Here is a 12,881-nt window from a genome sequence, read left to right as displayed (position 1 = left end):
GAGCTACGTCCAGTGCGCCGTGGGGCAGGGGGACGCCGCCGTGCTCGCCGCCGGGCCCGGGACGGCCGTCGTGGTCGACGCCGGACCCGAACCGGGGCCGGTGGACGCCTGCTTGCGCACCCTCGGTGTGACAAGCATCCCATTACTGCTGCTGACGCACTTCCATGCCGACCACGTGGGCGGGCTGTCCGGGGTGCTGCGGGGCCGTTCCGTGGGTGTGATCGAGACCACGGCCGTGGCGGATCCGCCCGACCGGGCGGCCCTGGTCCGGCGGACGGCGGCGGGGGCCGGGGTGCCCGTCGTGGCGGCGGTGGCGGGGGAGCGGCGGCGGGCCGGGCGGCTGGAGTGGCAGGTGCTGTGGCCGTCGGCCTCCGCGCCGGTGCCGCAGGGGCCCAACGATACGAGCGTGGTCCTGCTGGCGCGCAACTCGGGGCTGACGTTCCTGCTGCTCGGTGACCTCGAACCGGCTTCCCAGCAGGCCCTGCTGAGGGAGCATCCGGAACTGGGGCGGGTGGACGTGCTCAAGGTCGCCCACCACGGCTCTGCGCACCAGGACCCTGGCCTCATGGACCGGATCCGGCCACGGCTCGCCCTTGTCCCGGTCGGCGCGGGCAACCGCTACGGGCATCCGTCGCGGGGCACCCTCGAACGGCTCGGAGCCCTTGGGGCGGCTGTGCTGCGCACCGATACGGACGGCTCCGTGGCGGTCTGCGGCGGCCGTTCGGGGCTACGGGCGTTTCCGGCCGGACGGCGGCCGAAAAGGCGCGGTCATACCGGGCGCGACCATTCTGTTTGCCCACAACCCGACAGCATGATCGAATGCCTCTTCGCCAGAACCGACCAAGTACACACAGCACGGGGGTGCATCAGCCATGTTCGGTCGCCGACGGGGGACGGATACGGCCGGGAGCGGGAGTTCACAGACGTCCGCCACACTGACTCTGCCGCCCACGGCACGCCTGTTGAGCTGCCGGGTCCTCGACACGGTCCACCAGCCCATCCGCCAGGCCAAGTTCGAGGTGACCGACCCGATCGGCCGACGGGTCGTCAGCGGCGAGACGGACCCGTACGGGGGGTTCACGGCGGCCATGCCGGAGGGGGAGTACCGGCTGTCGGTCAGCGCCGAGGGCTACGCACCGTTCCACGGGGCGACCCTCGTGGGGGATCCGGCGCAGCCCGGCACCGCGGAGATCGTCCTGGACTCGGTGGAGCCGCCGGTCCTGCCGCAGCCCGGCCACTGGGAACTGGACCCGACGCACTCCTCGATCGGCTTCACCGCGAAGCACATCGGCTTCGCCCGGATCCACGGCCGGTTCACCACCTTCGCCGGCGCGGTGCGGATCGCCGAGCGCATGGAGGACTCCTCCATGCACGTCATCATCGACGCGGCGAGCATCGACACCGGGCTCCGCATGCGGGACGACCACCTGCGGTCGGCGGACTTCCTGGACGCGGCCCGCTACCCGACGGTGGAGTTCTACAGCGAGCGGTTCATCCACCGCAGCGGCAGCCGCTGGGCGGTCGCGGGCGCCCTGACCCTCCACGGGGTGAGCCGTTCCGTCACCCTGGACACCCAGTACCTGGGCGTGGGCACGGGCCTGGAGGGCGAGCCGCGCGCCGCCTGCCGGGCCACGGCGGAGCTGCACCGCGAGGACTTCACCCTGAACTGGCAGTCCATGCTGGCGCAGGGGATCGCGGCGATCGGTTCGAGCGTGGAAGTGGCGCTGGACGTCCAGATCGTCCACAAGGCCTGAGGCCGGCGCGGGCGGCAGGCTCAGGGGGCCTCGAGCCAGCCCTCGTACTCGGCGGCGAGCTCGTCCAGCACGGCGGTGTCCAGCCGCTGCTGCGGGTCCTCGACGACCACCAGCCACTGGGCGTCCTCGGCGTCGTCCTCGCCGGCCAGGGCGTCGCGCACCAGCTGGGGCTCCTCGGGGAGGCCGAAGCGGTCCACGGCCTCCTGGGCCACCTCCTCGGCGGCGTCGCGGTCGGGCAGGACCAGTACATGTCGCAGGTTCACCGGACCATTCTCGGGCACCGGGCGCGGGGCGCTGTCAGTGCGGCGTGGGATGCTGGAGCCGATGGCCACCAGGAAGAACCCCACCGACGAACCCCTCGCCCCGATCACCCTCGCGGTGGGGCAGGAGGACCTGCTGCTGGACCGCGTCGTCCGGGACGTGGTGAAGGCCGCCCGCGCGGCCGACGCCGACACGGACGTGCGGGACCTCACCTCCGACCAGCTCCAGCCCGGCACCCTGGCCGAGCTGACCAGCCCGTCGCTCTTCTCCGAGCGCAAGGTCCTGATCGTGCGCAACGCGCAGGACCTGGGCGCGGACACGGTGAAGGAGGTCAAGGCCTACCTCGCCGACCCGTACGAGGAGATCACCCTCGTCCTCCTCCACGCGGGCGGGGTCAAGGGCAAGGCCGTGCTGGACGCCGCCCGCAAGGCGGGGGCCCGGGAGATCGCCTGCCCGAAGATGACGAAGGCCGCGGACCGGCTCTCCTTCGCCCGGCAGGAGTTCCGGACCCTGGGCCGCTCGGCCACCCCCGAGGCCTGCCAGAACTTGGTCGACGCGATCGGTTCCGACCTGCGGGAGCTGGCGAGCGCGGTGGCGCAGCTGTGCGCGGACGTCGAGGGCACGATCGACGAGGCCGTGGTCGGCCGCTACTACACCGGACGTGCGGAGGCCTCCAGCTTCACCGTCGCCGACCGGGCGGTCGAGGGGCGGGCGGCGGAGGCCCTGGAGGCCCTGCGCTGGTCCCTGGCGACCGGGGTCGCGCCCGTGCTGATCACCAGTGCGCTGGCGCAGGCCGTCCGGGCGATCGGGAAGCTGGCCTCCGCCCCGCGCGGAGCCCGCCCCGGGGACCTCGCCCGGGACCTCGGCATGCCGCCGTGGAAGATCGACCGCGTCCGGCAGCAGATGCGCGGCTGGTCGGCGGACGGCGTCTCGGAGGCGCTGCGCGCCATCGCGCTGGCCGACGCGGGGGTCAAGGGCGGCGGGGACGACCCCGAGTACGCCCTGGAGAAGGCCGTCGTGGCCGTGGCCCGCGCGGCCCGCCCCCAGCGCCGCTGACACCGCGGACCGGCGAACGCACGAGGACCCGGCCCCGCCGCCCGGGGAAGGGCGGAGACCGGGCACCGCACCTGGGCGCGGGCCCTACGGCATACCGGCCAACTGCCGGTATGCCGCACCGATGGCCTGCAGGCTCTTGGTCAGTCCTGCGCAGTCGACGGTGGCGTAGCTGATCACCAGGGCGGGTGGCCTCGACGCGTCCGTGAGGGTGTAGAAGCGGCTGCCCCGGACCAGCACCGACTGTTCGCGGGCGGCCCGGACCAGGGCCAGTTCGTCCAGGTGCGGGGGGAGTTGGAGGTAGGCCTGGAGACCGCCGTCGCGGCCGGTGAGACGCGCCCCGGGCAGGCAGGCCTCGGTCTGCCGACGGATGACCTGGCGGCGACGGTGGAATTCCGCGCGGAGCTTGCGCTGGTGGCGGTCGAGGGCGCCGGTGTCGATGAAGCGGGTGAAGGCCAGCTGTTCCAGGCCGGAACAGCCTCCCCAGCAGCACCGGCTGTTCGCGATCGCACCCGCTTCGGGGCCGCTGCTGCTCTCCCTCAACTCGTCGGCCACCTTCGCCGGCATCTCGCTGGGCGGGTTCCTCGGCGGCCGGGTGCTGGCCCACGGCGGTGCGGACGCCCTGGACCGGCTCGGCGTGTACGGGGCGGGGCTGGCGGTCCTCGCGTTGGTGACGGCCCTCATCGGCGTACTTCTGAAGGAACCGGCCTCCCGGCAGCCCGAACCGGTGGGGAAGACCGGCTGACCGGCCGGCCCGCCGGCCGCGGCCGGGCGGAAGTGGTCTCCCGGAAATCCCGGGAATTGGCCACATCCGGCGGCCCGCCCGCTCCCTAAGGTCGAGCAGGTCATCAGCGGACCACCCGCCGGACCGGCCATCAGGACCGACGCCGGAACCACCGCCGGACCCGGCACCGGGACCGCCGGCCCCGACCCCCAGAACGACCCAGAGCCCCGAAGTGAAGGATCACCGCCCCATGGAAACCACGCCCGCCGATCCCCGCACCGTGACCGTCACCGTCGACGCGCGGCTGTCGGAGCGCGTACCCGGCTATGTGCTCGGCCTGATCGCCGTGCCGCACATCGACGTCGTCAGGGACGCCCCGGCGGTGGTGGCGCAGCTCACCGCGGCCGAGGACCGGCTGCACACCGCGCAGCTCACCAAGGCGGACGTCTCCGCGCTGCCCTCGATCGCGGCCTGGCGGGACGCCTACCGGGCCGTCGACGTCAACCCCAACCGCTTCCCCTGCGCCGCCGAGTCCGTGCTGCGCAGGGTGGCCAAGGGGGACCGGCTGCCGCGGATCAACTCCCTGGTGGACCTGTGCAATGCCGTGTCGCTGGACAGCCGCCTGCCGGTGGCCTCCTGCGACGTCGGTGACGTCGAGGGCGAGTTGGAGGTCCGCCTCGCCCATGGCGACGAGACCTATCTGCCGCTCGGCGCACCGGACGCGCCCGAGTGTCCCGAACCGGGCGAGGTCGTCTACGCCGACGGGCGGGGCCGCGCCCACTCGCGGCGCTGGAACTGGCGGCAGGGCGACGTGGTCAAGACCGACCTCGGCCCGCGCCGCCTCCTGCTCACCGTGGAGTCCGCGCACGACGGTGGCCGCGCCGACGTCGAGGAGGCGCTCCGCCGGCTCGTGGACGGGCTCGTCGCCCTCGGTGGCGAGCCGGGCAAACCGCTGGTGCTCGACCGGTCCACGTCGTCCGGGGAGCTGTTCGGCGCCCCGTCGGCCGCGACCGCCCGCTGAGCCCGTATCCCATGGGCGCAGCGGCTCACGACTCGCTTGAGGAGCATCCCATGAACACTCCGACGAACCATTCGATTCTGGTCGTCTACCGACCCGCCGCGGGCCGCTACACCGCGCAGTTCCGCAGTGTCGTCGAGGCCGCCGCCGACCTCGGTGTCCGCACGGTGGTCCTGCTGCCGAGCGGCCAGGAGGCCCCGAGGCCGACGGACTGGCCCAGCTCCTGCTGCTGGTCGCGGGGCTGCTGTGGGCACTCGACCGGTGGGCCTCGGCGTCATCTGGACCGCGCACGGGCACCAGCCCGTCTTCGTCACGCTCCTCGCGGCGCCACTGGCCGGCATGGCGGTGTACGCGCTGCTGCGGATCAGGCCGTCCGTGTCCACGAAGGGCGCCGCATCCGGGTCTCCCCCGACCGCCGCCGCACCCGCCGCATCGACTGCACCGTTCCGCACGCCCACCTCGCGCGGTTCCACCGCCCGCGCTTCACGGAGCCGCAGGCCGACCCGTCGCCTCCCGCACCGCGGCGGCCAGGAGGGCGACCCCCTCGGTGATCTGGGCGACGGGCAGGGCGGCATACCCCATCAGGAACGTCGGCTCGGCCGGCGGGTCCTGGACGAAGTAGCCCGACGCGGGGTAGATCCGGACCCCGCGCGCCGCCGCCAGCCGCGTGATCCTGTCCTCCGGGACGCCGCGCGCACCGATGAGGGTGACCAGGACGTGCAGGCCCGCCGCCTCCCCGGAGATCCGTAGCTCGGCACCGAAGTGCTCGTACAACGCCTCCAGGAGGCGGCTTCGGCGCTGCCGGTACAGCCGGGTCATGCGGCTGATGTGGCGGGCGTACGCACCGGTGGAGATGAAACTCCCGAGCGCCTCCTGGGCGATCATGGGCGTCAATCTGTCGGTGATCCACTTGATGCCGAGGAAGGGCCGCACGAGATCCGGGGGCAGCACCGCGTAGCCGATCCGCAGGGCGGGGAAGAGCGTCTTGCTGAAGCTGCCCACGTAGACGACGGTGTCCCGGTGCCGCTCGGCCGCCAGCGCCGGCAGCCGCTCCGCGGAGAACGTGAACTCGTTGTGGTAGTCGTCCTCCAGAACCGTCGCCCCGTGCGCGTACGCCCACTCCAGGAGGGCGCGCCGGCGGGTTCCGGACATGATGAACCCGGTCGGGAACTGGTGCGACGGCGTCACGTACACCAGCTTCACCCGCGCCGGGTCGTGTCCCTGGGCCCGGACGCAGGCGTCGATGTCCGCCACCCGCAGGCCCTCCTCGTCCACGGGGACGGGTACCACGGCGGCCTCGGAGCAGCCGAAGACCTGGCGCAGCACGGTATGGCTGGGGTCCTCGATCACCACCACGTCCCCCTGCCGGACGAGCATCCGGGTGAGGATGTCCAAGGCCTGGGTGGCACCGCCGGTGACCATGATGTGGTCGGGGGACGGGTCCAGGGCCCGGCTCTGGCGAACCAGCGAGGCGATCTCCCTGCGCAAGGCCGGTGACCCCTCGGCCGGGCCGTAACCGAGCGCCGCGGCGTCGGCGCGTCCATAGGCCTCGTGCAGGGACTGCCGCCAGCGGGCGACGGGGAAGTCCGCGAGGGCAGGCGTGCCGTGGCGGAAGTCGAGCGCGGTACGGGGGTGATGGGTGGGGGCCGGCTCCCAGGGCTGCCAGAGCGCATCGCCGCCGTCGGTGGCCCTGGGCGGCTGCGGGGCGAGTACCGGGGGTGTCGTGCGGGGGGCCCGGGGCGGGGCGGCACCGCCCGCGAGACCTGCGACCTTGGTTCCGGAACCGCGGCGGGCGGTCAGGATCCCGTGGGCGCGCAGGAGCTCATAGGCCCGGATGACGACGGTCCGGGACACATCGAGCTGCCGGGCGAGTTCCCGGGACGGCGGCATGGCGTCGCCCGGCCGCAGCTGACCCGACCGCACGAGGGCGGTGACCTGGTCGCACACCTGCTGCTGGAGTGGAGTGCCACGGTCCCGGTCCAGGACGATGAGCAGTTCCGACGACCCCATACAGCCCCCCGCTTCCCGTGCCCGTGCCGAGTCGGGTGTACACAATGCGCACTGCCCGCCCGGTGGGGAACCGGACGGGCAGTGACGACTGGTCTGCGACCAGGTGTGCTGCTGTGGAGCTGGTGCGCCGCACCCGCGTGGCGAACGCAGGCCGCGTGCGGCGCGGGGTGCCGGTCAGGAGCGGATGAGAGGGCCCGCTTGGTCCTTTCCGGCGTTCACATCGAGTGCGGAACCTCAGATGGCGGCAACCTTGGAGGCCAGCGCCGACTTCTTGTTGGCGGCGGCGTTCTTGTGGATGACACCCTTCGAGACGGCCTTGTCCAGCTTCTTGGAAGCCAGGCGGGCCGCAGCGGTGGCCTTCTCCGCGTCGCCGGCGAGGATGGCCTCGTTGGCCTTGCGGATGAAGGTGCGCAGCTCGGACTTGACCGACTTGTTGCGAAGGCGGGCCTTCTCGTTGGTCTTGTTCCGCTTGATCTGGGACTTGATGTTCGCCACGAAAGAGCCTTTTCAGGTTCAGAGTATTTTTCCGGATGTGCCCCGTCTGCTGAGAGGGCATGCGAGACACAGCCACCCAGGCTACCAGGCGCGCTCCGACCGGCCCAAACCGAGCGCATCGCCCGGTCCATGGGACCATGGGAGCCTGCGTACCGTTCGACAGCAGATCCGACAGCGACCCGAGAATCAGGACACTGCGTGCCCGCCATCCCCAGCCACGTGCCCGAGCCGAGCCGTACCGACCCGGCGCTGATCCGCAATTTCTGCATCATCGCGCACATCGACCACGGCAAGTCGACCCTCGCCGACCGGATGCTGCAGCTCACCGGCGTCGTCGACCAGCGGCAGATGCGCGCCCAGTACCTCGACCGCATGGACATCGAGCGTGAGCGCGGCATCACGATCAAGTCGCAGGCGGTCCGTCTGCCCTGGGCCCCCACCGAGGGCGCCGGGACCGGGACCACGCACATCCTGAACATGATCGACACCCCGGGCCACGTCGACTTCACCTACGAGGTCTCGCGCTCCCTCGCCGCCTGCGAGGGCACGATCCTCCTGGTGGACGCCGCCCAGGGCATCGAGGCCCAGACCCTCGCCAACCTGTACCTGGCGATGGAGAACGACCTCGCGATCGTCCCGGTCCTGAACAAGATCGACCTGCCGGCCGCCCAGCCGGAGAAGTTCGCCGAGGAGCTCGCGAACCTGGTCGGCTGCGACCCCGACGACGTGCTGCGCGTCTCGGCGAAGACCGGCCTCGGCGTCGACGCGCTGCTCAACCGCGTGGTCGACACCGTTCCGGCCCCGGTCGGCGTCAAGGACGCCCCCGCCCGCGCGATGATCTTCGACTCGGTATACGACTCCTACCGCGGCGTGGTCACCTACGTCCGTGTCGTCGACGGCACGCTCAACAAGCGCGAGCGCATCCGGATGATGTCCACCGGCGCCACGCACGAGCTGCTGGAGATCGGCACCAACTCGCCCGAGATGCTGCCGGCCGACGGCCTGTCCGTCGGCGAGGTGGGCTACCTGATCACCGGCGTGAAGGACGTCCGCCAGTCCAAGGTCGGCGACACCATCACCCAGCAGACGAACGGCGCCACCGAGTCCCTCGGCGGCTACAAGGACCCGAAGCCGATGGTCTTCTCCGGTCTGTACCCGCTCGACGGCTCGGACTACCCGGAGCTGCGCGAGGCCCTGGACAAGCTCCAGCTCAACGACGCCGCGCTCGTCTACGAGCCGGAGACCTCCGCGGCCCTCGGCTTCGGCTTCCGCGTCGGCTTCCTCGGCCTGCTCCACCTGGACGTGGTGCGCGAGCGCCTGGAGCGCGAGTTCGGCCTCGACCTGATCGCCACCGCGCCCAACGTGGTCTACCGGGTGGTGCTGGAGGACGGCAAGGAAGTCACCGTCACCAACCCGAGCGAGTTCCCCGAAGGCAAGATCAAGGACGTCTTCGAGCCGGTCGTCCGGGCCACCGTCCTCGCGCCCACCGAGTTCATCGGCGCGATCATGGAGCTCTGCCAGCAGCGCCGCGGCACCCTGCTCGGCATGGACTACCTCTCCGAGGACCGCGTCGAGATCCGCTACACCCTCCCCCTCGCGGAGATCGTCTTCGACTTCTTCGACCAGCTGAAGTCCAAGACGCGCGGATACGCCTCCCTCGACTACGAGCCCACCGGCGAGCAGGCCTCCAGCCTGGTCAAGGTGGACATCCTGCTGCACGGCGACAAGGTCGACGCCTTCTCCGCCGTCTGCCACAAGGACGCCGCCTACGCCTACGGCGTGCGCCTGGTCGCCAAGCTGCGCGAGCTCATCCCCCGGCAGGCCTTCGAGGTGCCGGTCCAGGCCGCGATCGGCTCCCGCGTCATCGCCCGCGAGACCATCCGCGCCATCCGCAAGGACGTCCTCGCCAAGTGCTACGGCGGTGACATCTCCCGTAAGCGGAAGCTGCTGGAGAAGCAGAAGGAAGGCAAGAAGCGCATGAAGATGGTCGGCTCCGTGGAGGTCCCGCAGGAGGCCTTCATCGCCGTCCTCTCCAGCGACGAGTCCAGCGGCAAGAAGAAGTAGCCGCGCCGTTCCATGTCGCGCGAAAGGGCCCACATGCACACGCATGGGGGCCCTTTTCGTTATGAAGCGGCCGCTCGGAGGCCCTTACGCACCGGGCGGGCGGCCTCTACCCTGATCAAAGCTCGATGGTTACCGGCCAGTTAACCGGCCGGTAATGAAAATCTGCCAGCCGTGTACCCGGCGGCCGGCCCCGCCAGTCCCAAGCGCCCCACGCCCACGCCCTGGCCGCGTGGACCCGGTCCGGAGGATGTCGTGAGCGACACACAGACCTTGATCGAGAACCGTCCGCCCACCGTGGCGGCCCTCTTCCTTGACCGCGTCGCCGCCACGCCGAACGGGGAGGCCTACCGCTACCCCGTGCCCTCGGCCCGCCCCGAGGGAGGCCCGGACGACTGGAAGTCGCTCAGCTGGGGCCAGGCGGCCGACCGGGTCTTCGCCATCGCCGCCGGCCTGATCACCCTGGGCCTGCGCCCCGAGGAGCGCGTCGCCCTCGCCTCCAACACCCGCGTCGAGTGGATCCTGGCCGACCTGGGCGTGATGTGCGCCGGCGGCGCCGTCACCACCATCTACCCCAGCACCAACGCGGACGAGTCCGCCTTCATCCTCTCGGACTCCGAGAGCCGGGTGCTCATCGCCGAGGACGCCAAGCAGCTGGCCAAGGCCCGCGAGCGCCGCGCCGACCTCCCCGACCTGGCCCACGTGGTCGTCATGGAGGCGGCCGACGCGGTAGCCGCCGAGGGTGACCCGGAGGGCTGGGTGCTGTCCCTCGCCGACCTGGAGGCGCGCGGCAAGGAGTACCTCGACCAGCACCCGGCGGCGGTCAAGGACCGGATCGCGGCCATCACCTCCGACCAGCTCGCCACCCTCATCTACACCTCGGGCACCACCGGCCGCCCCAAGGGCGTCCGCCTCCCGCACGACAACTGGTCGTACATGGCCAAGGCCACCGTCGCCACCGGCATGATCCACAGCGACGACGTGCAGTACCTGTGGCTGCCGCTCGCGCACGTCTTCGGCAAGGTGCTCACCTCCGGCCAGATCGAGGTCGGGCACGTCACGGCCGTCGACGGCCGCATCGACAAGATCATCGAGAACCTGCCGGTCGTCCAGCCCACCTACATGGCGGCCGTCCCGCGCATCTTCGAGAAGGTCTACAACGGCGTGGCCGCCAAGGCCCGGGCCGGCGGCGGCGCCAAGTACAAGATCTTCCAGTGGGCGGTCGGTGTCGCCCGCGAGTACGCCAAGGTCACCCAGGACAACTACCGCCGCACCGGCCGGGCCACCGCCCCCTTCGGCCTCTCCACCAGGCACAAGGTCGCCGACGCGCTCGTCTACTCCAAGCTCCGCGAGGCCTTCGGCGGCAAACTGCGCGCCGCCGTCTCCGGCGCCTCCGCCCTCGCCCCCGAGATCGGCTACTTCTTCTCCGGCGCCGGCATCCACATCCTGGAGGGCTACGGCCTCACGGAGTCCAGCGCCGCCTCCTTCGTCAACCCCGGCGAGGCCTACCGCACCGGAACCGTCGGCAAGCCGCTGCCCGGCACCGAGGTCCGCATCGCCGACGACGGCGAGGTCCTGCTGCGCGGCCCCGGCATCATGCAGGGCTACCACCGCCAGCCCGACAAGACCGACGAGGTCCTGGAGAGCGACGGCTGGCTGCACACCGGCGACATCGGCGAGCTCTCCCCGGACGGCTACCTGCGCATCACCGACCGCAAGAAGGACCTGATCAAGACCTCCGGCGGCAAGTACGTCGCCCCTGCCGAGATCGAGGGCCAGTTCAAGGCGATCTGCCCCTACGTCTCCGCCATCGTCGTCCACGGAGCCGACCGGAACTTCTGCTCCGCCCTGATCGCCCTCGACGAGCCCGCCATCCTCGGCTGGGCCGCCGAGAACGGCCTGGAGGGCAAGACGTACGCCGAGGTCCTGGCCGCCCCCGAGACCGACCGCCTGATCGAGACCTACGTACAGACCCTCAACGAGAACCTCCAGCGCTGGCAGACGATCAAGAAGTTCCGGATCCTGCCCCGCGACCTGGACGTCGAGCACGGCGACCTCACGCCCAGCCTCAAGCTGAAGCGCCCGGTCGTCGAGCGCGAGTTCAAGCACCTCATCGAGGAGATGTACGCCGGGTCCCGCGAGGCCTGACCCCGCCCCGGGGCCGAGGGCGTAAACGACCATGGGGCAGTGCGGGACAATGGGCCCATGCCTTCCGCACTGCCCGACGGTGACCCCATGCCCGAAGACGGCTCGCTGCCGTCGCACGCCCTGGCGGGCGCCGGCGAGCGGCCGCTGGGGTTCTACCTGCACGTCCCGTACTGCGCCACCCGCTGCGGGTACTGCGACTTCAACACCTACACCGCCACCGAGCTGCGCGGCACCGGCGGCGTCCTCGCCTCCCGCGAGAACTACGCCGACACCCTGATCGACGAGGTCCGCCTGGCCCGCAAGGTGCTCGGCGACGACCCGCGCGCCGTGCGGACCGTCTTCGTCGGCGGCGGCACGCCCACCCTGCTTCCCGCCGCCGACCTCGTCCGCATGCTCGGGGCGATCCGCGACGAGTTCGGCCTGGCCGAGGACGCCGAGGTCACCACCGAGGCCAACCCCGAGTCCGTGAACCCCCAGTACCTGGCGGAGCTGCGCGCGGGCGGGTTCAACCGGATCTCCTTCGGCATGCAGAGCGCCAGGCAGCACGTCCTCAAGGTCCTCGACCGCACGCACACCCCCGGCCGCCCCGAGGCCTGTGTCGCCGAGGCGCGCGCGGCGGGCTTCGAGCACGTCAACCTCGACCTGATCTACGGCACCCCCGGTGAGACCGACGAGGACTGGCGGGCCTCCCTGGACGCCGCGCTCGGCGCCGGCCCCGACCACATCAGCGCGTACGCCCTGATCGTCGAGGAGGGCACCCAGCTGGCCCGCCGGATCCGCCGCGGCGAGGTCCCGATGACCGACGACGACGTCCACGCCGACCGGTACCTGATCGCCGACGAGGTCATGGAGCGGGCCGGGTACTCCTGGTACGAGGTCTCGAACTGGGCCACCTCCGAGGCCGGGCCCTGCCTGCACAACGAGCTGTACTGGCGCGGCGCCGACTGGTGGGGCGCCGGCCCCGGAGCCCACTCGCACGTGGGCGGGGTCCGCTGGTGGAACGTCAAGCACCCCGGCGCCTACGCGGCGGCCCTCGCCGAGGGCCGCTCCCCGGGCGCGGGACGCGAGCTCCTCTCCGAGGAGGACCGGCGGGTGGAGCGGATCCTGCTGGAGCTCCGCCTGGTCGACGGCGTCCCGCTGTCCCTGCTGGCCCCGGCGGGCCTGGCGGCCTCCCGCCGCGCCCTGTCCGACGGCCTCCTGGAGGCGGCCCCGTACGAGGCGGGGCGCGCGGTCCTGACCCTGCGGGGGCGGCTCCTGGCGGACGCGGTGGTGCGGGACCTGGTGGACTGATCCCCCGCCCGGGTGAATCCCCCCGTTACCGGGTCCGTACTGCCTAGGCCGTCTCTTTCGGATCTTG

The 12,881-nt window shown here is 71.9% G+C and carries 11 protein-coding genes and 1 pseudogene; 8 read left to right on the top strand and 4 right to left on the bottom strand.

What is annotated here, in order from left to right; genetic code table 11:
- Both VR44_RS42265 and VR44_RS05870 read left to right on the top strand, forming a co-directional pair.
- Positions 1-748 (top strand): annotated as a pseudogene (locus VR44_RS42265) (ComEC/Rec2 family competence protein); the annotation flags it as partial.
- Between the two features lie 124 nt (positions 749-872).
- Positions 873-1,754 carry a YceI family protein gene (locus VR44_RS05870; protein ID WP_094191454.1) on the top strand — a complete coding sequence of 294 codons (882 nt, stop codon included), beginning with the start codon at positions 873-875 and terminating at the stop codon, positions 1,752-1,754.
- Between the two features lie 20 nt (positions 1,755-1,774).
- Here the strand turns inward: VR44_RS05870 and VR44_RS05865 are convergent, their stop codons facing one another.
- A complete protein-coding gene (locus VR44_RS05865; protein WP_045946290.1) occupies positions 1,775-2,017 on the bottom strand; it encodes a hypothetical protein in 243 nt (80 codons plus the stop codon).
- Between the two features lie 61 nt (positions 2,018-2,078).
- Here VR44_RS05865 and holA point away from each other — a divergent pair, with 61 nt between their 5' ends.
- The gene (gene holA / locus VR44_RS05860) at positions 2,079-3,071 is read left to right on the top strand and encodes a DNA polymerase III subunit delta (protein WP_211275027.1); all 993 of its coding nucleotides are present in this window, start codon (positions 2,079-2,081) and stop codon (positions 3,069-3,071) included.
- A gap of 84 nt (positions 3,072-3,155) precedes the next feature.
- Here holA and VR44_RS05855 read toward each other — a convergent pair whose 3' ends face one another.
- Entirely contained in the window at positions 3,156-3,635 is a 480-nt protein-coding gene (locus tag VR44_RS05855; protein ID WP_045946288.1) for an aminotransferase-like domain-containing protein, read from the bottom strand.
- 28 nt (positions 3,636-3,663) lie between these two features.
- On the opposite strand from VR44_RS05855, the gene VR44_RS44805 reads away from it, so the two are divergent.
- Positions 3,664-3,813 carry a hypothetical protein gene (locus tag VR44_RS44805; RefSeq protein WP_157880222.1) on the top strand — a complete coding sequence of 50 codons (150 nt, stop codon included), beginning with the start codon at positions 3,664-3,666 and terminating at the stop codon, positions 3,811-3,813.
- A 229-nt stretch (positions 3,814-4,042) separates the two neighbouring features.
- Complete coding sequence (locus VR44_RS05850) at positions 4,043-4,813, top strand: B3/B4 domain-containing protein (protein WP_045946287.1); 771 nt, start codon at positions 4,043-4,045, stop codon at positions 4,811-4,813.
- 480 nt (positions 4,814-5,293) lie between these two features.
- On the opposite strand, the gene pdxR is transcribed toward VR44_RS05850, so the two are convergent.
- Together pdxR and rpsT are read right to left on the bottom strand one after the other, a co-directional pair.
- Positions 5,294-6,820, bottom strand: coding sequence for a MocR-like pyridoxine biosynthesis transcription factor PdxR (gene pdxR, locus VR44_RS05845; protein ID WP_052713481.1), 1,527 nt, complete (start codon positions 6,818-6,820; stop codon positions 5,294-5,296).
- A gap of 234 nt (positions 6,821-7,054) precedes the next feature.
- Entirely contained in the window at positions 7,055-7,315 is a 261-nt protein-coding gene (gene rpsT / locus VR44_RS05840) for a 30S ribosomal protein S20 (protein WP_030030523.1), read from the bottom strand.
- 198 nt (positions 7,316-7,513) lie between these two features.
- On the opposite strand from rpsT, the gene lepA reads away from it, so the two are divergent.
- From lepA to hemW, 3 genes are all read left to right on the top strand, one after another.
- Positions 7,514-9,379, top strand: a complete 1,866-nt coding sequence (gene lepA, locus VR44_RS05835; protein ID WP_045946286.1) for a translation elongation factor 4 — start codon at positions 7,514-7,516, stop codon at positions 9,377-9,379.
- Positions 9,380-9,631: 252 nt separating this feature from the next.
- Complete coding sequence (locus VR44_RS05830) at positions 9,632-11,524, top strand: AMP-dependent synthetase/ligase (RefSeq protein WP_045946285.1); 1,893 nt, start codon at positions 9,632-9,634, stop codon at positions 11,522-11,524.
- A 57-nt stretch (positions 11,525-11,581) separates the two neighbouring features.
- A complete protein-coding gene (gene hemW / locus VR44_RS05825; RefSeq protein WP_045946284.1) occupies positions 11,582-12,814 on the top strand; it encodes a radical SAM family heme chaperone HemW in 1,233 nt (410 codons plus the stop codon).
- The last annotated feature ends 67 nt before the right edge of the window (positions 12,815-12,881 follow it).

The organism is Streptomyces katrae (genome assembly GCF_000966975.1).
Taxonomy (GTDB): domain Bacteria; phylum Actinomycetota; class Actinomycetes; order Streptomycetales; family Streptomycetaceae; genus Streptomyces; species Streptomyces katrae.
This window is presented reverse-complemented; position numbering and strand designations above follow the sequence as displayed.

What these genes read in the sequence shown, in the direction of transcription:
- VR44_RS05855 (WP_045946288.1), bottom strand. Translation starts at nt 3,635, where the DNA reads ATGCCGGCGAAGGTGGCCGACGAGTTGAGGGAGAGCAGCAGCGGCCCC.
- holA (WP_211275027.1), top strand. Translation starts at nt 2,079, where the DNA reads ATGGCCACCAGGAAGAACCCCACCGACGAACCCCTCGCCCCGATCACC.
- pdxR (WP_052713481.1), bottom strand. Translation starts at nt 6,820, where the DNA reads ATGGGGTCGTCGGAACTGCTCATCGTCCTGGACCGGGACCGTGGCACT.
- VR44_RS05850 (WP_045946287.1), top strand. Translation starts at nt 4,043, where the DNA reads ATGGAAACCACGCCCGCCGATCCCCGCACCGTGACCGTCACCGTCGAC.
- hemW (WP_045946284.1), top strand. Translation starts at nt 11,582, where the DNA reads ATGCCTTCCGCACTGCCCGACGGTGACCCCATGCCCGAAGACGGCTCG.
- VR44_RS05870 (WP_094191454.1), top strand. Translation starts at nt 873, where the DNA reads ATGTTCGGTCGCCGACGGGGGACGGATACGGCCGGGAGCGGGAGTTCA.